Below are 19,091 nucleotides of genomic sequence, written 5' to 3'. Positions count from 1 at the left end.
ACGCCGACTCACTGGACGGACGGGCGGACGGACACGGCGCCCCTCGGCTCAGGCGGCGCTCCTCGGCTCAGGCGGCGCGCTTCGGGGAGGCGCTGCCGCTCCGTGACCCCGACCAGGCCGCGGCGATGCACGACACCAGCAGCGTCACACCGGACAGGACGCCGGCGACGACAGGCGTCCACGCGACGGCGGAGGTCTGGGCCATCACGAGCCCGGCGACCCCGACCACGGTGAGCAGCACGCCCGGCACGGCGATGCTCGGCTGCCTCCACACCGGGGCCAGCACGACGAAGTGGATGCCGACGATGACCGCGATCCAGGCGACGTTCGCCTCCTCCGGCTGTCCCCAGGCGCGCAACAGTGCGATCCCGCCAAAGAGGAGGATGGCCTCAGCGGCCACGACCAGCCAGTAACCCCGGCCGAACATGTTCCTCGGACCCCGCCCGGCGGCCGGTCGAGCCTGTCCGGTGGCGGCGGCTCGTGCCCGCCTTCCCAGCACGACGACCCCGCACAGCCCGAGCGCGGCGGCGGCGCGCGCGATGGTGACGGCCACCGGATTGAGCGGATCATGGGCATTGGCGATCACAAAGACCGCCCCAAACAGTGCACCGACCAACAGACCGGTCATACGTTGCATAGCGCGTAATTTACTCACCCGACCCCGAAGCGTGATGAGCGAGCCATGCGAGGACTTCAACCTCGGGCGCCCGGGCCCGCTACCCGGTGAAGATGTCCTCCGGCAGGAACGCCGACACCAGGAAGCTGGGCACGTCCACCAGCTGGCTCACCTTGAGGTCCACGGCGACGCTGCAGATCGCGTACGCCTGCTGCGGGCTCCACCCGCGCTCCCCGAGGTGGTCGATCATGTCGAGCAGCGCGTTGCGCGCCGCCAGGGTGGCGTCCTCGGCCGCCACCTCGCCGTCCCGGCTCACCGACATCCCGGTCGTCGCGTAGAACCTGCGGGGGGCCGCGAACGGCGCCGCCACCCAGTAGTCGGAACGCGCGAAGCGCGGTGCCCTGATCCCCTTCTCCGCGGCCTCGCCAGGGTGCACGGTGAAGCGCACCCGCAGCGTGGCGGCCATCTCGATCGCCGTCCCGCAGGCCTCGCAGTCACCCTGGGCGAAGTGCGCGTCCCCGGCCGAGAACAGCGCACCCGGCGTGTCCACCGGGATGTACAGCCGCGTTCCGGCCCCGAGTTGCTTGATGTCCACGTTCCCCGCCTGCTCCCTGGGCGGGATCGTACGTAAGCCGGTGGCGCCGGCCACGCCGCCCGGCACCGCGCCGTCCGGCGACGGCGGCAGCACGAACCCGCCGCGCTCCAGCGCCGCCTGCTCCCTGGCCGTGATCCTGGCCAGTGACTCGTGCCCCGGCGACAACCCGATGGTCCCCATGAACGGCGCCGCCGGAATCCGCACCCCCGGCAGGTCGTCGGAGGTCGCCCACCCGTCGGCCAACTGCCAGCGCACGATGAACGGCTCCGGGAACACGTCCCGCAGGAAACCGAACCCGGGCACCTGCACGGTGAACCCGTAACTGTCGGGCACGATCTCCAGGATCTCGATCTCCAGCAGGTCACCCGGCTGCGCCCCTTCGACGTGCACGGGGCCGGTCAGCGGGTGTACGACGTCCAGGTCGGGCGCCTCGACGGTCTTGAGGGTGGCGTTCGGGCCCATCTGGCCGTCGAACGCGTCCCGGGTCTCCATGACGACCTCGTCGCCGGGATCACACCGTACGACGGGTGGGATGTCGGGGTGCCAGCGATTGTGTCCGGTTCCGGGCTGCTCGCGAAGGGGGAGGGTCGGATCGATGCGGATCTCGTGCAAGGCCATGGCGATCTCCTCGCGTACGCGTTGTGATCGCCACGGTTCGCCCGCCCATCCGACCTGTCAAGACCTCAACAGCTCGTACGCCGCATAAGCCGTGATCCCATACGCCAGGTGCGGAACGACGTCCGAGACCCAGTCGGTCACCGACCACCGCCGCGGATCCGTGACGCCCGCCAACGTCAGCGGCGCGTCGGAGCCCGCCATGGCCATAGCCGTCAGCGCCAGCACCCCCACCGGCCACGACGGCCGCCGCCGACCGGACAACAGCCCGTAGGTGAGGGCCGCTCCGGCGCCGGTGGCGTACCCGAGCAGCGCTCCCAGCGCCTGCTTGCGGTTCTCGGCCCGCTCACCGTCCCCGAGATCGACGTCCGCGAGGTTCGTCATCTTCTCCACGGCCTGCTCCGGCGTGCTGCTGGCCCCGCGAGCCCGTATCACCATGTCGAGATAGGTAGCGACGTTGAGCGCACTGGTCCCGACCGCACCCGCGACCAGCCCTGCTGCGAGTCTGTGCATAGGCCGACCGCTACCCTCACAACCCCAACGCACGCCCGCCCTCAGCCGAAAGGGCGATATTCGGTCGAAACGCCTGCCGATAGCTGGAACCATCTCCATGTCATGGGGAAGAGGGTCCTGGCATGGCGGACAGGCGGGACGGGCCGGAGTTCGCGGGCGTCTTCGACATACACGTGACCGTCGCCATGGACGCGACCATCACCGCGACCGATACCACCGCTGCCGCCGATGACGGCGTCGGGCGTCTCGCCCGCTGGGCGACGGGCAACGCGGTGAAGCTCACGCACATCGTGCTCGCCCGGGGCGCGGTGCGCTCGCAGCCGATGCTCACGCTCGCCGGCCGCGGCACCCTGACCCGGCAGCGGGCCGTCGCCGCCACCTGTGTAGACCGGCTGCGCGACGAGGGCTTCGACGTCGTACGCGTCAAGATCGAGGCGGCCCCGTGGAACGAGGACGTACCGCGGAGTGCCGCCGCGGCGGTAGCGCTGACCGGGTGTTACTTCGAGCATCACGTCAAGGTCGTCGTCCGCGACGACGTGACCCCGCCGGCCGGGATCGCGCAGTTGGCCGAGATCGCCCAGCGGCACTCGGCGCACGTGTCGCGCAACGCCAGGCGCGAGTGTGACGACGGCTCGGCGGAGCGGTTCGTCACGCAGCGCTGCCGGGACATCGGGCTGTCCGAGGCAGGACGGCGTTTCGACGCGCTCGTGACGGAGTTGCGATCGTGCGGCTTCGCCGTGCTGGAGACCGAGCGGGAGTTCGTGGTGTACGACAGCAATCCGCAGATCGACAAGGGCTGGATCGAGGAGCGATGACAACGGCCTGGGAGCAGTACCAGGAGTGGCAGGGGCCGCGGCGGCGATCGAAGTTCCCCGAGCGCGGGGCCGTCGACTTCCCGTCGACGTACGTGCCGGAGGTGCGCGGCGACGGAATGCACCAACCGCCGATCTTCGATCCCGCCCTGAAACACATCCCCCACGCCTTCCGGGCGGGCGAGCCGCTCTTCGAGGACCTGGACGTGGGACGGCGCTGGCGGCGGGCCCGCCGGATGGCCATGGACCACCTGGTCCGCATCGTCGCGGAATCCCCGTGGGCCGAGAACCTCGTACTGCGTGGCAGCCTGCTGCTGGAGTCCTGGATCGGCGAGCAAGCCCGCGACCCCGGCGACCTGGACTGGGTGGTGGTGCCGGCGAGCCTCAAGCTGGAGCGTCCGCCGACGGTGGCGATGTTCAGGGGCATCATCGCCACCGTGGCGGCCGTGCCCGAGACCACCGGAACCGTCGCCGGCATCGACGCCCCGGTGCTGGTCGATGCCGGCGACATCGCCGTCGACGACATCTGGACCTACGAACGCGCCCCCGGCCGCCGCCTGGTCTTCCCCTGGCGCACCGAGGGCCTACCGCCGGGAACCGTGCAACTCGACTTCGTCTTCAACGAGGAGATGCCGATGCCGCCGACAACCGCGCTCATCCCGCGCGCCGGCGGCGGCGACCCCACACTCGTTCAGGCCGCCACCCCCGAGCTGTCCCTGGTCTGGAAGATCCTCTGGCTGGCCTCCGACGCCTATCCCATGGGCAAGGACCTCTACGACGCGGTCCTGCTCGCCGAACGGGTCACCCCGCCACGGGAGCTCCTGCACCAGGTGCTGGACAAGGAACTGGGCGACGGATACGGGGCCGCGTTCGACGAGGACAAGTTACGGTTGCTGGAGGTCGACTGGCCCGAGTTCCAGGCGGAATATCCGCAGATCGAAGGAGACGGGCGGACCTGGAAGGAACGACTCGCCAAGGCCCTCCGCCCGGTGCTCGGATCGGGATCGTGACGGCCTGACATTCTCCCGCCGGTGCCTCCGCGAGCAGCTCCCGTCCTGTCGTGGTGGGCAGTTCGCCTCTGGCCACTGCCCGACCAGTGGCGACAGGGCGTTGGGCGCTGTCACCGATCACCGTATGCCGATCCGGCGGGGTATCCGTGCTACCTGGTCCGGGTAGCCCGCCGCCACCTGCTCCGCCGCAGGTCGAGACCCGCGAGGATCAGCCAGAGGTAGGGCAGGGGCAGCATCGCCAGCCAGAACAGGTGTGCCTGGTCCCAGTACCCGAACCCGCAGGTCGGCGGCCAGAGCCGGAGTTGCTGCGGAAGCAGGATGGTCCCCAGCACCATCGCCAGCTGGACCACTACGGCGGCCATGGCGGCCTGCCGGCCGGGCGTGAACCGCACAGCGGTCGCAGCGGCCGCCAGCGCGATGCCGAGGCAGACGCCCACCTCGATGAGCAGGTCGCCGACCGGGAACAGGGAGCCTTCCGGCAGCCGGGTCAGGATGTAGGAGAAGGCGGCCAGCCAGATCGCGATCGCGGCGCCACCGGGCAGCAGGCAACGCAGCGCCTGCCGTACCCATCGGGGGACGGCGGCGGCTCCGAGGTCGGCGGCCATGGCGTCGACCAGCCCGAAGGCCGCCGCCGCGCCGAGCAGGGTGCCACAGATACGCATGAGTACGAGCGCGTTGCTCCCGGACAGTTCCTCCCCGTACCGCACCAGGCTCACGACCCCCGTGACGAACACGGCGACCACGACCAGCGGCGCCCAGTCGATGGCCCGGGAGAGGGGGCGCGCCAGCAGGAGAGCCACCCGCAGGCGGGACGGTGGCGCGGCGGACCTGACGGCGGCGGGAACGACGGACACTTGGCGGGCGGGCGGCGTCACATGCATGGGGTGGCTCCCATGGGTGCGTTGAACTTGCGTTCCAGCCCGAGCAGAGGCAAGGCCTGGTCGATCGTGGTGGTGGGCTTCATGAGCGTGTCCCAGTGGGCCTGAATTCTCTCCCGGGCGCCGGGGGAGGCCAGCAGCAGCTTGGCGTAGCCGATCTCGGCCGGGCCCCAGTCCAGGCCGATCAGGCGCCCCTGGTTACGGTCGGTGTAGAGCTCGCGCCGGGGCCCGGGAGGGGAGACCTGGCCGATGAGCCAGTGCGCCACCACCGTGCGGGCCTGGCCGCGCACGTCGCAGAGCACTTCGCGGCGCGCGTCGTGGTGCTCCGCGGCCGAGTCGTACAGGCCGGTCGCCAGGAAGGCCATGTCCTCGGCCAGCATCCTGCGCTGGTCGGGATGCCCCCAGCTCATGGGCGTCCGGATCATGCGGGTATCCCAGGCGGCGAAGCCCCAGGTCGGGCTGATCTGCCGCACCTGGGGCGCCCGGGTTCGGAGCGCGGCGGGCAGCATCGCCACGACCGGCTGGATCGCCTGTTCCCAGAGCGGGATCCACGGTTCGTAGCCCGGAAAGGCGCAGTAGGTGAGGCCCTGCCGCACCGTGCAGCGGTAGGCGTCCGGACCCAGGTAGCGCTCGCGCACACGCGAGTCCACGTGGCCGGCGGTCAGCTCCACGTTCGTGGGCAACGCCACCGGTGGCCGGGTGGACGCGGTGGTGGCCCCCGTGGGCACCGCCACGGCCAGCGCCGCCGCCACCGCCACAGCGGGCGCCGGCCGTACCCGGTGCCTGAGCAGCGCGATCCCGCCGAAGGCCGCCGCGACGGCGAGCACGTACACCAGGTGGACCGCCGAGGGGCGGTCGGGCCAGTCCGGCTGGTGGTCCTGCATCACCGGCAGCAGCCAGCGAGCCTGCCCGTTCAACGGGTTCTGGTAAATGAGAAAGCCGAGCACCGCCACCACCAGCGGCCCAGCGATGAGCCACGGTGACCAGCGGCCGACGGCCACCCCGAGCGTCGCGGCGAGGACCGCGGCGGCCACCGCCGTCAGCGGCTCCCACACGTCCAGCCGCCCTCCGGCGGGGCCGCTCAGCAGCCGGATCGCCAGGTAGCCGCCCACGGCCACCGCCGCCGCGAGCCCCGCGACCAGTGGTGTGGCCAGCAAAAGGGCCCGCGTCCGGTGCTCAGCCCGCCCGGGCAGGCCCGCGAGGCTCTCGGGCATGCCGTGCCGCCCGTCGCGCGAGGCGGCCAGGCTCGCCACGACCAGGACCGCCGCGGCCAGGCAGGTGGCCAGCCCGGTGGCGTTGATCGGATCCATCGCAAGGTCGGGCTGCTGGTCCCAGCTGAGAAAGGTCTGCAGCGCCAGCACCAGGACGGTCGCGCCCCACACGAGCGGGTGCCGCACCAGCCTGCGCGTCTCGAACAGGAACAGCCGCCGCGTCACGCCGCCTCCCCGAGTAACGTGAGTCCGCGTCACGCCGCCTCCCCGAGCAGCATGAGGTAGCCGTCCTCGACGCCGGGCGCCGTCGGGTCCGCTGACGGTGGCGGCGCGCCGAGCGTGCGATAACGCCCGTCGGCCGTCCGCCAGAACAGCTCCGAGGTGGCGGGCGGCGTGTCGGACAGCCACACCCGGCCGTCCGCGACGGCCGCGAGCTCGCCGGGCGTGCCGTCGAAGACCGCCCGGCCGTCCCGCATGACAACCACCCGCTCGCACAGGGCGGCGACGTCTTCGGTCTGGTGCGTGGACAACACGACGGTACGGCTCTCGCCGAGCCGCGAGACCAGCGCCCGGAACACCATCCGCTGCTCCGGATCGAGTCCCACGGTCGGCTCGTCGAGAATGAGCAGGTCCGGCTCCCCCAGCAGGGCCTGGGCCAGCGCGAGCCGCTGGCGCATGCCGCCCGACAGCCTGCGCACCTTCGTCGCGGCCTGATCGGTGAGGCCCACCTCGGCCAGCACCCGGCGCACCTCGGCGTGCCGATGCTCGCGGTCGGTCAACTCCTTGAGGATCGCCACATAGTCCACGAGATCGAAGGCGGTGAAATGCGGATAGGCGCCGGGGTTCTGCGGGAGGTAGCCGAGCCTGCGCCGCAGCGTGGTCCGCTGCTCGCGATCGGCGGGGTCCAGGCCGAAGGCGTCGACCGCGCCGCCGTCGGGAGCGAGGGTGGTGGCCAGACAGCGGAGCAGGGTGGTCTTGCCGGCGCCGTTCGGGCCGAGCAGGCCGGTCACGCCGGCGCCGAGCGTCAGGTCCAGGCCGTCGAGCGCCCGCTTGGCGCCGTAGGTCTTGGTCAGTTGCTTGATCCGGATCATCTGGTGCTCAATCTGTGGAAGCGGTAGATCAGTAGGAGGGCGGCCGCGGCGTACCCGATCTGCGGTGCGGGGCCGAAGACGGCCGGCCAGTCGCCGAAGAGGCGGCCCGCGCCGACGATGGCCAGCCACACCCCGCCCACGGCGAGGGCGGCGATCGGCACGGGCAGCCGGTTCGACAGGGCCAGGCAGCCCGCGCCGGCGGCCAGCGCGGGCAGCAGCCAGGCGGCGCTCATCCCGGGCGGCGCGGGCAGTAGCGGCGAGGCGATCCCGGCCAGCACGACCGACACCGTGAGCACCGCCGTGGCCCGGGCCAGCAGCAGCCGCGGTCCGGACATGGGCGTGGCGGCCACCAGTTCGTGGACGGGATCGACGCGCGGCCCGTAGGCGAGCGCGATGCCCGCCAGCGGCAGAACCGGCGCGGCGATCAGGAAAGCGGGCAGGAACTCGGCCTGCTCGCGTGCCGCCAGCACCGCGAACGCCAGCACCGCCACCACCGCGGCCAACCAGGCCCGGCTCATCGTCGGCGTGGCCGACAGCAGCCTGGCCAGATGGTCGGGCACTCCGACGTGCCATAGGAACCGCTCGGACAGGCCGGGGCGCGGCGTGACCAGCTTGGTTTCCAGCCGTGCCCAGGACGCTTCGAGCCAGTCCTTGTCGTACGGCACCGCTGCCCGGCACTCAGCGCAACGGTCGAGATGCGCGTCCACGGACATGGCCAGCGCCGGTTCCAGCGTGCCTTCCAGGTAGCTCCCGCGCAGGTCGTCAGGGATGTGCCAGCTGGTCATGACAGCTCCTCGCGCAACCGGGCCCTGGCCCGCATCGCGCGGGTTTTGACCGTGCCTTCCGGAATACCAAGGAGGCCGGCGGCCTCCTTGGTGGTGAGGCCGTCGAGTACGGTCGCCTCGATGACCGCCCGCAGCTCGGGGGAGAGCCTGGTCAGGGCGGCGCCGAGGTCGCCATGCTCCACGTTCAGCAGCACCACGTCCTCGGCCGAGGCGATCGGCGAGCTGTCGCCCGGTTCGGTGCCGGAGCCGATCCAGCGCGAGCCGCGTCCGCGCAGAGCGGAGATCAGGCGGCGGACGGCGATCGTCCACAACCAGCCGGCCGGGTTGTCGCCGCGAAAGCCGCCCGCCGAACGCCAGACGGCCAGAAACGTCTCCTGCAGCGCGTCGTCGACGACGTCCATGTCGGCGCATCGGCGGGCCAGCCGGGCCCGCAGCCAGGGAGCGTGGCGCTGGTGGAGGATGCGCAGGGCGGCGGTGCTCCGCGCGGCCACGGCGGCGACGAGCTCGACGTCGGTGCTTTCCGTGGTGACGTCGGGCGCCGCGCGCCGCCGAAAGAGAAACGGTCTCACGGTGTATCTATCGCACGATCCCCACTGATCGGTTCTCCGGACCAGCCGGACGGCTGTCCATGATGGAGAGCTACGGGGAGGCTTGTGGAGCCCCGACCCCGCGGACCGGACTCCCCTTACTCGGTTGGGCGATACGGGGAACGATCCCGCGGCCGCGGAGGGTGTCTCAACAGGAGGTAGCCGATCGGCAGCACGAGCACCAGTAGCTGGGCGGGGTCGTCGCGGAGGTCGTCGAACCGGAGCTGACGCAGCAGGCCGACGCCCAGGGATTCGTCCCCGGTGAGGAGCGGGGCGAGGGCCACCAGCCCGTACACCACCAGGGCGTCCATGGCCGCCGTCAGCGCGCGCCGCCCAGAGATCGGTGGCGCCGGGGAGCCGGACGCGAGCAGCACCAGCAGGGCGGCCGCCAGCAGGCACAGCTCCCAGAGTCCCCAGCCGCCGGACAGAGCCTCGAACCAGTCCGGGCTGAACATGGGCAGCGAGCCGGAGCAGATGCCGTCCCCCTGGTAGTCCGCCGAGAGCGGCCGGACGAGCGCGATCAGCGCCAGCACCCAGGCGGCACGCGGTCCCGCCGTCGCCGAATGCCGCCGCACGAGGGCGACCAGCACGGCCAGTACAGGCACGGCCCAGGTCGTCGCGAGTTCGGTGAGTGTGGTGAGGTCGTCGCGCAACGGCAGGAACGGCGAGCGGTCGATCGAGTCGTACAAGCGTACGCAGCGCACGGTGCCCTCGGTGAAGCCCTCGTAGCTCCTCGCGTAGTACCCGTCGGACAGGCTGGACGCCGTGAACAGGGAGGACCAGTCGAACGAGCTCTTCCAGGTGTCCCAGGTGGGGTAGGCCGCCGCGGCGAGGGCCGCCATCCAGGCTAAAGGGGCTGAGGGTGACACGCCAGGGGCTCCTTTGCTTCTGGCGAACCCTATCGGTGATCTTGGGCCGGGGGTGGGTGAAACGCTGCTCAAGGCGAAGCGCTTTTCAGCCCTTGATGGCGCCCACGATCACGCCCTTGGTGAAGTGGCGTTGGACGAAGGGGTAGAGGATGAGGGCGGGGATCACGGCGATCACGACGATGGCCATTTTGATGGCGAGGGTCGGGGGTGCGTCGCCTGTCACGCCGGCCGTGGCGCTCGGGAGTGGGTTGGAGTCCACCACGTACTGGCGCAGGATCAGGGCCAAGGGCCACTTGCGGGTGTCGTCGATGTAGAGCATGGCGTTGAACCAGGCGTTCCAGTAGCCGACCGCGTAGAACATCGCCACTACGGCGGTGACCGCTTTCGACATCGGCAGCACGATGCGGAACAGGATGCGGAACTCCCCGGCCCCGTCGATGCGGGCGCTGTCCAGGATCTCGCCGGGGACGTTCATGAAGAACGACCTCAGCACCACCACGTTGAACGCCGAGACCGCCGTCGGCAGGATCAGCGACCAGTAGGTGTCCTTCAGGCCCAGGCCGCTCACCATCAGGTACACCGGGATGATGCCGGGGAAGAAGACGAACATCAGCAGAATGCTGAACAGCAGCGGCCGGTGCAGGAACGACCCGGTCCGCGACAGCGAATACGCCCCCAGCACGCTCACCGCCGTGCTGACCGCCGTTCCGGCGAGCGTCACCAGCGTGCTGACCAGCACCGCCCGGCTGACCACGGTGTCGGAGAAGATCTGCCGGTAGGCCTCGAACGTGATCCCGTCGGGCACCAGCACCAGCCCTCCGACCCGGTTGACCGTCTCGGAGGAGCTCAGGCTGGTCAGCACGATCGTGTAGAGCGGGCCGAGCACGATCAGCACGATCAGCGTCAGCAGCGTGCCCTTGCCCAGGCGGCCGGCCGGCGACGGACGTTCCTCCCAGGGCGCCAGCCCGGCCGGGGAGCGCCGCGGCCTCGTTCTACGGGTCTTCCGCCGCTGGTCTCCGGAGGTCAGAGCCGTCATGATCGCGAATACACCCCCCGCTCGCCGAGCGCGTGCGCCACCCGGTTGGCCGCCAGGATGAGCAGCAGCCCGACCAGGCCCTTGAACAGCCCGGCCGCCGCCCCGTAGCCGAGGTCCCCGGTACGCAGCCCCGACCAGTAGACGAACGTGTCGAACACCTCGGACGCCTCGCTGCCGACCGCGCTCCGTTGCAGCATGAACTGCTCGAAGCCGACGTTGAGCGCGTCGCCGAGGCGCAGGATCAGCAGCAGCACGATCACCGGCCGCAGCCCGGGCAACGTGATGTGCCACATGCGCCGCCAGCGGCGGGCACCGTCCACGGCCGCGGCCTCGTACAGGTTCGGGTCGATGGTGCTGAGCGCGGCCAGGAAGATGATCGCGCCCCAGCCCGCGTCCTTCCAGATCGTCTGGGACGTGATCAGCAGCAGGAACGTGTCCGAGTTCGTCATCCAGTCGATGGCTTCGCGGCCGTTGTCCCGCAGGATCTGCGCCACCAGCCCCGCCCCGCCGAACATCTGCTGGAAGATGGCCACCACCAGCACCCACGAGAAGAAGAACGGCAGGTAGACCACGCCCTGGACGAAGGCCCGCAGCCGGGCCGAGACGATGCTGTTGAGCAGCAGCGCCAGCATGATCGGCACGGGGAAGTAGAAGACGAGCTGGAAGGCCGTGATCGACAGCGTGTTCAGCAACGCGCGCAGGAACTGAGCGTCCTGGAAGAGCAGCGCGAAGTTGGTGAAGCCGATGACGGGACTGCCCAGGATGCCGCCGGTGAAGGGGTTGTAGTCCTGGAAGGCGATGACGTTGCCCAGCGCGGGCAGCCACCAGAAGACCGTGACCAGCGCCAGCATCGGCAGGTTCATCACCAGCAGCGGCCAGTCCCTGCGCAGCTTGGCCCGCCAGGGGAGCGGGGGAGGGGGCGTGGCCCGGCCGGGCGGGGAAGCGCCGCGCCGGTCCACGCCCCGCTTCGCCGTCACCACCCCCATGTCACAGCCGGCCGTTCTCGCGGGCGACCTTCATGTAGAACTCGCGCGCCTCGTTCCCGCCCTGCTCCTGCCACTCCTTGAGGATCCGCGGCCACTCGGAGACGGGCCGCTTGCCGCGGAAGATCTCCTGCATCTTGTCCTCGGTCGGCTTCGCCAGGCCCGCCATCTTCGACGGCACCTCCACCCGGATCCCCACGAACGGGTCCTTCTCCAGGAGCTTCGCGGCCCCCGTCGACCAGTCGTACAGACCCTGGACGAGTCCCTCGTACTGGCTCATCGCGTTCGCGTTCGGCCGCCCGGACAGGAACATGTACGTCGGCGCGACCTCCTTGCGCCCGAGCGCGGTCTGCTGGACCTTGCCGTCCTCGACCGTGTAGTGCTTGCCCTCGACGCCGTTGTTGACCAGCTCGTACTCCTGCGTGCCGAACGGCGCCGAGCACCAGTTGGCCAGCGCCAGCAGCTCGCGCGTGCGGGCCTCGCCGAGCCCCTTCCTGATGAAGCAGAACATGCTGGCGGGCTCGTTGCGCCACATGATGGCCGTGCCGCCGGGCCGCGCCGGGTACGGGGCGACGATCTGCTGGTCGAACTTGGGGTTGTCGGGCTGGAAGCGGCCCAGGTTCTCGTGCCAGGCGCCGAGCCCGTCCCGGTAGATGACCAGCTGTCCGCTGCCGAAGATGCCCTTGTTGTCGGCGTCCTGGTTGGCCACGATGTCGGGGTGCACCTGGCCGGCCGCGAAGAGCTTGGTCATGAAATCGATCGAGGCGGCGAACTCGGCGGTCTCGTACTTGTACTCAAGGGTGCCGTCGCTCTTCTTGCGCCACTCGCGCGGAGCGCCGAAGGCGCGCTGCATCTCCTGCTCCATGCCGCCGCCGAAGGCCCAGCGCTTCTTCTTCGCGTCGGTGATCGCCTTGCCGAGCGCGACCAGGTCGTCGCCGCTCCTTGGCTGCTGCAGGCCCAGCTCGTCCAGGATGTCCTGGCGGACGAAGGTGGCGAACGGGAACGGGTCGTTCTGCCAGGGGATGCCCTGCAGGATGCCGCCGAAGACGCCGTACTGCCAGGCGGCGGTGTCGTAGTTGGCCAGCAGCGGGAAGTCCTTGGCCCGGTCCCCGGCCAGGTAGGGGGACAGGTCGGCGAACAGCTTGTTGGCCGCCTCGGTGAAGCGGGCGAGCTTGACGATCTCCCAGTTCGGGATCTGCACCATCTCCGGCACGTCGCCGCTGGCCAGCAGGGTGCTCATCTTCTGCCCGTAGGTGTTGCCGTCGGAGATGTTGAACCGTACGACGCCACCGAGCCGCTCGTTGACGGAGTCGTAGTAGGAGTTGCTACCCAGCCCGGGCGGCACCGTGTTCCACAACGGCGTCATCGCGGTGACCTCCTTGCCGCTGGTCAGCGGCTTGGTGGTGACCGCCTGCACCATGGAGGCGGGCCGGGTCAGGAAACCGGGCGCCACGAACTCGCCGCCGGGCAAGTCCGGCTTGAGCCCGGGGATGTCGAACGGAATCCGCGCCGGCACCAGGCCCTTGAGCTTGTCGGCCGCCACGGCCGTGCCCCTGGACAGCTCCTTCTTCTCGGCACAGCCCGCCACCAGAACGCTCGCGCCGACCAGGCCGAGGAATGCGCGACGAGTCGTGTTGTCCGGCATGGCTCGCTCCCTTCTCCGAGTGGGGATGGCCTAGCAAAATTAGTTGGTATTCCGACCAAACAAATTAGTAGACTGTGACCGCAGCCACAAGGGATCGCAACGGTCACAGAATGGTGAAGGGAAGCCACGATGCGGCATGCTGGGGTCATCTCTTGGCGGGAACGGGGCTGATTTGATCACTTCTACGACCGGCCCGCAGCCGGCCGACTTCGCCGACGTACGGGCCACCAACCTGGCGGTCGTGCTGCGGTTCGTCCGCGAGCACGCGCCCTGCTCGCGGGCCGACATCGCGGCCTCCACCGGGCTGAACAAGGCGACGGTGTCCAGCCTGGTCGCCGACCTCATCGACCGGCGGCTGGTGCGCGAGACCGGATTGACGGAAAACCGGGTGGGCCGGCCGGCCACGATGCTCGTCCTGGACGGCTCGCCGTACGCGGCCATCGGGGTCGAGATCAACGTGGACTTCGTGTCGGCCGTGGCCGTCGATCTCGCGGGGGAGCGGCTGCTGACGTGGCGGCGCTCGTTCTCCGCCGGCGACTCCGTCAACCAGGGCGTGGCCGCCGTCGGCGCGATCGTACGGCGGGTGGTCAACCGCATGGCCAAGGAGGAGCGCCAGATCCTGGGGCTGGCGGTGGCCGTGCCGGGGCTGGTCGACGTGCAGGGCACCGTGCGCCTGGCGCCCAACCTGGGCTGGCGCGACGCCGACATCGGCGGCGACCTGGCCAAGGCGCTGCGCGACCCCGGCTTCCCCATCCAGGTCGACAACGACGCCAACCTCGCCGCCCTGGCCGAGCAGCGCTTCGGCGCGCACGCGGGGGCCGCCGACCTGGTCTACCTCACCGGCGAGGTGGGTGTGGGCGCGGGCATCATCCTGGACGGGCGGCTGCGCCGCGGCGGGCTCGGCTACAGCGGCGAGATCGGCCACGTCCAGCTCGACCCCGACGGCCCGGCGTGCCACTGCGGCCGGCGCGGCTGCCTGGAGGCCATGGCGGGCATCGGCGCCGTGCTGCGCAAGGACCCCTCGCCCGCGGAGATCCAGGTCGAGATCGAGGAGTCGCTGCGCCTGGCCCGGGCGGGCGACCCCGGCACTCTGGCCACGCTGGAGTCGGCGGGCCGGAGCCTGGGCAGAGGCGTGTCCATCCTGGCCAACCTGCTCAATCCCGAGGTGGTGGTGCTGGGCGGCTACTACGTCCCGCTGGCGCCCTGGCTGCTGCCCGCGGTGGAGGAGGAGTTGCGCGACCGGGTCGTCGCCGCGGAGGGCGGCGGATGCCAGGTCGTGGCCTCGACGCTGGGCCACGACGCGGCGGCGCTCGGGGGCGCGGCGCGGATCCTCGATTCCGTGGATTCGGGAAGATTGCCGGGAGGATTGGCGCGAATCCCTTGACCTTGGTCACGGGGGCGTGCACCCTTCAGTCAACCCACCGAAATGTCCGCGTAACTTCCCCAGGCCGGTCGTCGAAGCGCTTCGACACTCTCAGAGGGATGATCATGCACGAACCCTTCCGCGACCCTGCGCTCCCGCTCTCCGACCGGATCGGCGACCTGCTGCGCAGGCTCACCCTGGAGGAGAAGGTGGGCCTGCTGCACCAGTACCAGGCCCCGGTCGAGCGGCTGGGCGTCGGCGCGTTCCGCACGGGCACCGAGGCGCTGCACGGCCTGGCCTGGCTCGGCCCGGCCACCGTGTTCCCGCAGGCCCTGGGACTGGCGTCGAGCTGGGACGCGGACCTCGTGCGCAGGGTGGGGGAGGCGACAGGCGACGAGGTGCTGGCCTTCCATCACAAGGACCCGGCCGGCGCGGGCCGCAACGTGTGGGCCCCCGTGGTGAACCCGCTGCGCGACCCCCGCTGGGGCCGCAACGAGGAGGGCTACTCCGAAGATCCGTGGTTGACCGGCGTCATCGCCACGGCCTATGCGCGTGGCCTGTGTGGGAGCGCTCCCGAAATTCTCAAGACCGCGCCCACGCTCAAGCACTTCCTCGCCTACAACCACGAGACCGACCGCTGCACGACCTCCAGCAACGTGCCGCCCCGGGTGTTGCGCGAGTACGAGCTGCCCGCCTTCCGCCCGGCCGTCGAGCAGGGCGTGGCGGTGGCCGTGATGCCCTCCTACAACCTGGTCAACGGCCGCCCGGCGCACCTCAGCCCGCTGATCGAACAGGTGCTGCGGGCCTGGGCGCCGGACGACCTGCTGGTGGTCAGCGACGCCTACGCGCCGGGCAACCTCACCGCCCTGCAGGGCTACCACGACACGTTGCCCGAGGCGTACGCGCACGCGGTCAGGGCCGGGATCGACAGCTTCACCCAGGACGACGACCGATCGCAGGACACCCTCGACCACCTGCGGGCGGCGCTGGAGCGGGGCCTGCTGGCCGAGGCCGACATCGACCGGGCGGTACGGCACACGTTGTCGATCAGGTTCCGGCTCGGCGAGTTCGACCCGGCGACGCCGTACGACGACGTCACCGACAGCGTGGTCAACTGCCCCGAGCACCAGGCGCTGGCCAGGGAGGCGGCGCGGCGCGCGTTCGTGCTGCTGCGCAACGACGGGCTGCTGCCGCTGACCGGGGTGCGGCGGGTCGCGGTGATCGGCCAGCTCGGCGACACGCTGCTGGAGGACTGGTACAGCGGCACCCTGCCCTACGCCGTGACCGCCCGCACCGGGCTGGCCGAGCGCTGCGAGACGGTGTTCTGCGAGGCTGTGGACCGGGTGACGCTCACCGCCGAGGCCGGACCGGTGACCGCCGACCTCGCGGGCGGGCCGCTGAGCGTGGGCGGTCCGTCCGGGCAGGCCGCGGTGAGCGCGTTCGACCTGTTCGACTGGGGTGGCGGCGCGTACGCGCTGCGGGCCGTGGCCACCGGCCGGTTCGTGTCGGCGGACGGCCTCACCCTGGTGAACGACCAGCCGGGGCCGAACGGGTGGGAGGTGCGCCAGACGTTCCGGATGGAGGAGCGCCCGCGCGGCACGCTCGCCCTGCGCCACATCGCCACCGGCTGCTACGTCGGCGTGGCCGACGACGGCGTGCTGCGCCTGGTGGACGACGCCGACCAGGCCGTGTGGCTGGCCATGGAGGTGATCAGGAGCGGCACCGAGCAGGCGGCCAGGGCCGCCGCCGCCGCGGACGTGGCGGTCGTGGTGGCCGGCGACCACCCCCTGGTGAACGGCCGCGAGACCGAGGACCGCATGACGCTGGCCCTGGCCCCCGCCCAGGACGCCGTGGTCGCGGCCGTACGGGCGGCGAACCCGCGTACGGTCCTGGTGCTCACCAGCGGCTACCCGCTGACCTGGACCGACGACGCGGTGCCCGCGGTGCTGTGGTCGGCGCACGGCGGCCAGGAGTACGGCCACGCCCTGGCCGAGGTGCTCTTCGGCGACGCCGACCCGGAGGGCCGCCTGACCCAGACCTGGTACCGCTCCGAGCAGGAGCTGCCCGACCTGCTCGACTACGACATCATCGCCTCGGACGCCACGTACCTGTACTTCAGGGGCGTGCCGCTGCATCCGTTCGGGCACGGCCTCAGCTACACCACGTTCGAGTACGCGAACCTGCGCGTGCACGTGACCGGCGACTCCGTCACGGCCGAGGTCACCGTGACGAACACCGGCCCGCGACCGGGCGTGGAGGTCGTGCAGTTCTACACCCACCAGCAGCGTTCCCGGGTCAAGCAGCCGCTGCGCCGCCTGCGCGGGTTCGAGAAGGTACGCCTCGCGCCCGGCGAGAGCCGTACCGCCACGCTGCGGTTGCCCGTCGCCGAGCTGGCGTTCTGGGACGTGACGCGGGGCAGGTTCGTCGTGGAGAGCGCGCCGCACCGGCTCATGGTCGGCCGCAGCGCCACCGACGTGCGCCTGAGCGCCCGCTTCGAGGTCGTGGGCGAGACGATCCCGCCCCAGTCCGGGCCGCTGCGCGCGGCCGACCACGACGAGTACGACGCGGTCACCCTCGTGGACGAGACCAGGACGGACGGCGAGGCCGTCAGGTCGGACGCGGAGGGCGCCTGGATCGTGTTCCGGCAGGTGGACCTCACCGGCAGCACGAGGTGCGTGGCCACGGCGGGTGGCGCGGAGGGCGGCATGATCACCATCCGCCGCGGCGATCCTCTCTACGGCCCGGCGCTGGCCACGTTCCCGGTGCCGAGGACGGATCGCCACGCCTATCACGCCGTCACGGCGCCGCTTGCGGCCGTGACCGGGGTGCACGATCTTTATGTCGTGTTCGAGAACGATGGCGTGACGCTGACCAGGCTGGACTTCGGAGCCGGGGCTTGACCGGGCGGACGGTGACGATCTCCGAGGTCGCCAAGCACGCGGGCGTGGCCGTCAGCACGGTCTCCTACGTGCTCAGCGGCAAGCGGACGATCTCGGCCGACACCCGGCGGCGGGTGCTCGACAGCATCTCGGCGCTCGGCTACCACCCCAACGCCGGCGCTCGCGCCCTGGCCAGCAAGCGTTCCAACGTGATCGCGCTGGTGCTGCCGCTGCGGGCGGGCATGCACGTGCCCGTGCTGATGCGCTTCGCCAGCGCCGTCGTCACGGCCGCCCGCCGCTTCGACCACGACGTGCTGCTGCTGACCGCCGACGAGGGCACGGCGGGCATCCGGCGGGTGGCCGCGAGCGCGCTGGTGGACGCGCTGGTGCTGATGGACGTCGAGCTGGACGACCGGCGCGTGCCGCTGCTGCGCGAGCTGGCCGAGCCGAGCGTGCTCATCGGCTTCCCGGCCTCGCCGGCCGGCCTGACCTGCGTGGACCTGGACTTCGCCGCCGCGGGCGCGCGCTGCGTCGAGCACCTGGCCGAGCGTGGCCACGAGGAGATCGCCCTGCTCGGGGCGCCCTCGGTGGTGTACGAGCGGGGCACCGGTTTCGCCGACCGTACCCGCGAGGGATTCGTGGCGGCGCTGGACGCCCACGGGCTCACGGGAGTGGCGCTGCCCTGCGAGGAGACCTTCGACGAGGTGTACGAGACCGTCCGCGACCTGCTCCTCGACCGCCCCGGCCTGTCCGGCCTGGTCGTGCACAACGAGGCGGCGGTCGGCCACGTGCTGGCCGCGCTGCGCCAGCTCGACCGGCGGGTGCCGCACGACGTGGCCGTGGTGGCGATCTGCCCCGACGACGTGGCCGAGCGGGCCAGCCCGCCCCTCACCTCGGTGCCGATCCCCGCCGAGGAGGTCGGCAGGGAGGCCGTACGCCTGGTGATGGAGAAGCTGGAGGGCCGCCCGGTGCCCGCGTCCACCCTCCTTGGCCCGCTCCTGGTGATCCGCGCGAGCACCTGAGAGCAAACGCCGCCGGGGCCAAAGTTTCCGGTGGTGGCCAGTTGCGTACGTCAAGTCTGGGGATATTTCTCCCCCTATGTGATTCTGTGTCTGGTTTATCGGGCAGGGTCGCCTAGGCGAGGGGGGAATCCTTATGAGCACGTCTGTGCAACCGGCGGCAACCGGTCAGATGGCCGGACGCCCGTCACCGACGGGGCTGGCCGACGTGATCGACACGATCCTCGACAAGGGGCTCGTGATCGACGCCTACGTCCGGGTCTCGCTCGTCGGCATCGAGATCCTGACCATCGACACCCGCATCGTCGTGGCGAGCGTCGACACCTACCTCCGGTTCGCCGAGGCCGCGAACCGGCTCGACATGGCACAGACCGGGGAGAAGGGCCTGCCCGACGTGCTGGCGCAGGCGAAGGGCGCGAGCGGCCTGGGACAGAAGCAGGCGGCCGGCCTGGAGCCGGAGAAGGACGTGATCCAGGGGCAAGTGGAACGGGCGGACGAGCTGACCGACTTCACCGACGAGGCCGCCGAGCCGAGGCGGCGCGAGAGAGCGCCCCGCCGGCGCCGGCCAGAGGAAGAGTGACGAG

The 19,091-nt window shown here is 71.1% G+C and carries 18 protein-coding genes; 6 read left to right on the top strand and 12 right to left on the bottom strand.

What is annotated here, in order from left to right; genetic code table 11:
• Window positions 1-67: 67 nt before the first annotated feature.
• The 3 genes from BLS95_RS08280 to BLS95_RS08270 form a co-directional block, all read right to left on the bottom strand.
• Entirely contained in the window at window positions 68-637 is a 570-nt protein-coding gene (locus BLS95_RS08280) for a hypothetical protein (RefSeq protein WP_176993073.1), read from the bottom strand.
• Window positions 638-716: 79 nt separating this feature from the next.
• Window positions 717-1,829, bottom strand: coding sequence for an acetamidase/formamidase family protein (locus BLS95_RS08275; RefSeq protein ID WP_090930278.1), 1,113 nt, complete (start codon window positions 1,827-1,829; stop codon window positions 717-719).
• A gap of 57 nt (window positions 1,830-1,886) precedes the next feature.
• Window positions 1,887-2,339, bottom strand: a complete 453-nt coding sequence (locus tag BLS95_RS08270) for a hypothetical protein (RefSeq protein ID WP_090930277.1) — start codon at window positions 2,337-2,339, stop codon at window positions 1,887-1,889.
• A 122-nt stretch (window positions 2,340-2,461) separates the two neighbouring features.
• Here BLS95_RS08270 and BLS95_RS08265 point away from each other — a divergent pair, with 122 nt between their 5' ends.
• The gene (locus BLS95_RS08265; protein WP_218135650.1) at window positions 2,462-3,154 is read left to right on the top strand and encodes a hypothetical protein; all 693 of its coding nucleotides are present in this window, start codon (window positions 2,462-2,464) and stop codon (window positions 3,152-3,154) included.
• Complete coding sequence (locus BLS95_RS08260) at window positions 3,151-4,161, top strand: nucleotidyl transferase AbiEii/AbiGii toxin family protein (RefSeq protein ID WP_090930276.1); 1,011 nt, start codon at window positions 3,151-3,153, stop codon at window positions 4,159-4,161. The genes BLS95_RS08265 and BLS95_RS08260 overlap by 4 nt, the downstream gene beginning before the upstream one ends.
• Before the next feature lie 149 nt (window positions 4,162-4,310).
• On the opposite strand, the gene BLS95_RS08255 is transcribed toward BLS95_RS08260, so the two are convergent.
• The 9 genes from BLS95_RS08255 to BLS95_RS08215 all read right to left on the bottom strand — a co-directional run bounded on the left by BLS95_RS08255 (window position 4,311) and on the right by BLS95_RS08215 (window position 13,246).
• Complete coding sequence (locus BLS95_RS08255) at window positions 4,311-5,042, bottom strand: hypothetical protein (RefSeq protein WP_143043634.1); 732 nt, start codon at window positions 5,040-5,042, stop codon at window positions 4,311-4,313.
• Window positions 5,033-6,475: a hypothetical protein gene (locus BLS95_RS08250; RefSeq protein ID WP_090930274.1), complete on the bottom strand. Its 1,443-nt coding sequence runs from the start codon at window positions 6,473-6,475 to the stop codon at window positions 5,033-5,035. The genes BLS95_RS08255 and BLS95_RS08250 overlap by 10 nt, the downstream gene beginning before the upstream one ends.
• Before the next feature lie 29 nt (window positions 6,476-6,504).
• Window positions 6,505-7,341, bottom strand: a complete 837-nt coding sequence (locus tag BLS95_RS08245; RefSeq protein ID WP_090930273.1) for an ABC transporter ATP-binding protein — start codon at window positions 7,339-7,341, stop codon at window positions 6,505-6,507.
• Entirely contained in the window at window positions 7,338-8,126 is a 789-nt protein-coding gene (locus BLS95_RS08240) for a zf-HC2 domain-containing protein (protein ID WP_090930272.1), read from the bottom strand. Before BLS95_RS08240 ends, BLS95_RS08245 begins: the two co-directional genes overlap by 4 nt.
• Window positions 8,123-8,695, bottom strand: a complete 573-nt coding sequence (locus BLS95_RS08235) for an RNA polymerase sigma factor (protein ID WP_090930271.1) — start codon at window positions 8,693-8,695, stop codon at window positions 8,123-8,125. Before BLS95_RS08235 ends, BLS95_RS08240 begins: the two co-directional genes overlap by 4 nt.
• A 116-nt stretch (window positions 8,696-8,811) precedes the next feature.
• Window positions 8,812-9,582: a hypothetical protein gene (locus tag BLS95_RS08230; RefSeq protein WP_143043633.1), complete on the bottom strand. Its 771-nt coding sequence runs from the start codon at window positions 9,580-9,582 to the stop codon at window positions 8,812-8,814.
• A gap of 85 nt (window positions 9,583-9,667) precedes the next feature.
• Window positions 9,668-10,618 (bottom strand): carbohydrate ABC transporter permease, encoded by a 951-nt coding sequence (locus BLS95_RS08225; protein WP_090930269.1) that lies wholly within the window; start codon window positions 10,616-10,618, stop codon window positions 9,668-9,670.
• Entirely contained in the window at window positions 10,615-11,604 is a 990-nt protein-coding gene (locus BLS95_RS08220; protein WP_090930268.1) for an ABC transporter permease, read from the bottom strand. Before BLS95_RS08220 ends, BLS95_RS08225 begins: the two co-directional genes overlap by 4 nt.
• A gap of 1 nt (window position 11,605) precedes the next feature.
• The gene (locus BLS95_RS08215; protein ID WP_090930267.1) at window positions 11,606-13,246 is read right to left on the bottom strand and encodes an extracellular solute-binding protein; all 1,641 of its coding nucleotides are present in this window, start codon (window positions 13,244-13,246) and stop codon (window positions 11,606-11,608) included.
• A gap of 172 nt (window positions 13,247-13,418) precedes the next feature.
• Between BLS95_RS08215 and BLS95_RS08210 the strand changes: the two genes are divergently transcribed.
• The 4 genes from BLS95_RS08210 (at window position 13,419) to gvpJ (ending at window position 19,087) form a co-directional block, all read left to right on the top strand.
• A complete protein-coding gene (locus tag BLS95_RS08210) occupies window positions 13,419-14,630 on the top strand; it encodes an ROK family transcriptional regulator (protein ID WP_090930266.1) in 1,212 nt (403 codons plus the stop codon).
• A 104-nt stretch (window positions 14,631-14,734) separates the two neighbouring features.
• Complete coding sequence (locus tag BLS95_RS08205; protein WP_090930503.1) at window positions 14,735-17,509, top strand: glycoside hydrolase family 3 protein; 2,775 nt, start codon at window positions 14,735-14,737, stop codon at window positions 17,507-17,509.
• Window positions 17,506-18,510, top strand: a complete 1,005-nt coding sequence (locus BLS95_RS08200; RefSeq protein ID WP_090930265.1) for a LacI family DNA-binding transcriptional regulator — start codon at window positions 17,506-17,508, stop codon at window positions 18,508-18,510. Before BLS95_RS08205 ends, BLS95_RS08200 begins: the two co-directional genes overlap by 4 nt.
• 133 nt (window positions 18,511-18,643) lie before the next feature.
• Window positions 18,644-19,087, top strand: a complete 444-nt coding sequence (gene gvpJ, locus BLS95_RS59785) for a gas vesicle protein GvpJ (protein ID WP_090930264.1) — start codon at window positions 18,644-18,646, stop codon at window positions 19,085-19,087.
• Window positions 19,088-19,091: the final 4 nt, after the last annotated feature.

The sequence above is a fragment of the Nonomuraea jiangxiensis genome (genome assembly GCF_900099965.1).
In the GTDB taxonomy this organism is placed as follows: Bacteria; Actinomycetota; Actinomycetes; order Streptosporangiales; family Streptosporangiaceae; genus Nonomuraea; species Nonomuraea jiangxiensis.
Note: the sequence above shows the minus strand (reverse complement) of the source record. Positions and strands in the feature narration are given on the sequence as shown.

What these genes read in the sequence shown, in the direction of transcription:
- BLS95_RS08275 (WP_090930278.1), bottom strand. Translation starts at nt 1,829, where the DNA reads ATGGCCTTGCACGAGATCCGCATCGATCCGACCCTCCCCCTTCGCGAG.
- BLS95_RS08265 (WP_218135650.1), top strand. Translation starts at nt 2,462, where the DNA reads ATGGCGGACAGGCGGGACGGGCCGGAGTTCGCGGGCGTCTTCGACATA.
- BLS95_RS08270 (WP_090930277.1), bottom strand. Translation starts at nt 2,339, where the DNA reads ATGCACAGACTCGCAGCAGGGCTGGTCGCGGGTGCGGTCGGGACCAGT.
- BLS95_RS08280 (WP_176993073.1), bottom strand. Translation starts at nt 637, where the DNA reads ATGCAACGTATGACCGGTCTGTTGGTCGGTGCACTGTTTGGGGCGGTC.
- BLS95_RS08215 (WP_090930267.1), bottom strand. Translation starts at nt 13,246, where the DNA reads ATGCCGGACAACACGACTCGTCGCGCATTCCTCGGCCTGGTCGGCGCG.
- gvpJ (WP_090930264.1), top strand. Translation starts at nt 18,644, where the DNA reads ATGAGCACGTCTGTGCAACCGGCGGCAACCGGTCAGATGGCCGGACGC.
- BLS95_RS08240 (WP_090930272.1), bottom strand. Translation starts at nt 8,126, where the DNA reads ATGACCAGCTGGCACATCCCTGACGACCTGCGCGGGAGCTACCTGGAA.
- BLS95_RS08245 (WP_090930273.1), bottom strand. Translation starts at nt 7,341, where the DNA reads ATGATCCGGATCAAGCAACTGACCAAGACCTACGGCGCCAAGCGGGCG.
- BLS95_RS08225 (WP_090930269.1), bottom strand. Translation starts at nt 10,618, where the DNA reads ATGACGGCTCTGACCTCCGGAGACCAGCGGCGGAAGACCCGTAGAACG.
- BLS95_RS08255 (WP_143043634.1), bottom strand. Translation starts at nt 5,042, where the DNA reads ATGCATGTGACGCCGCCCGCCCGCCAAGTGTCCGTCGTTCCCGCCGCC.
- BLS95_RS08260 (WP_090930276.1), top strand. Translation starts at nt 3,151, where the DNA reads ATGACAACGGCCTGGGAGCAGTACCAGGAGTGGCAGGGGCCGCGGCGG.
- BLS95_RS08220 (WP_090930268.1), bottom strand. Translation starts at nt 11,604, where the DNA reads ATGGGGGTGGTGACGGCGAAGCGGGGCGTGGACCGGCGCGGCGCTTCC.
- BLS95_RS08205 (WP_090930503.1), top strand. Translation starts at nt 14,735, where the DNA reads ATGCACGAACCCTTCCGCGACCCTGCGCTCCCGCTCTCCGACCGGATC.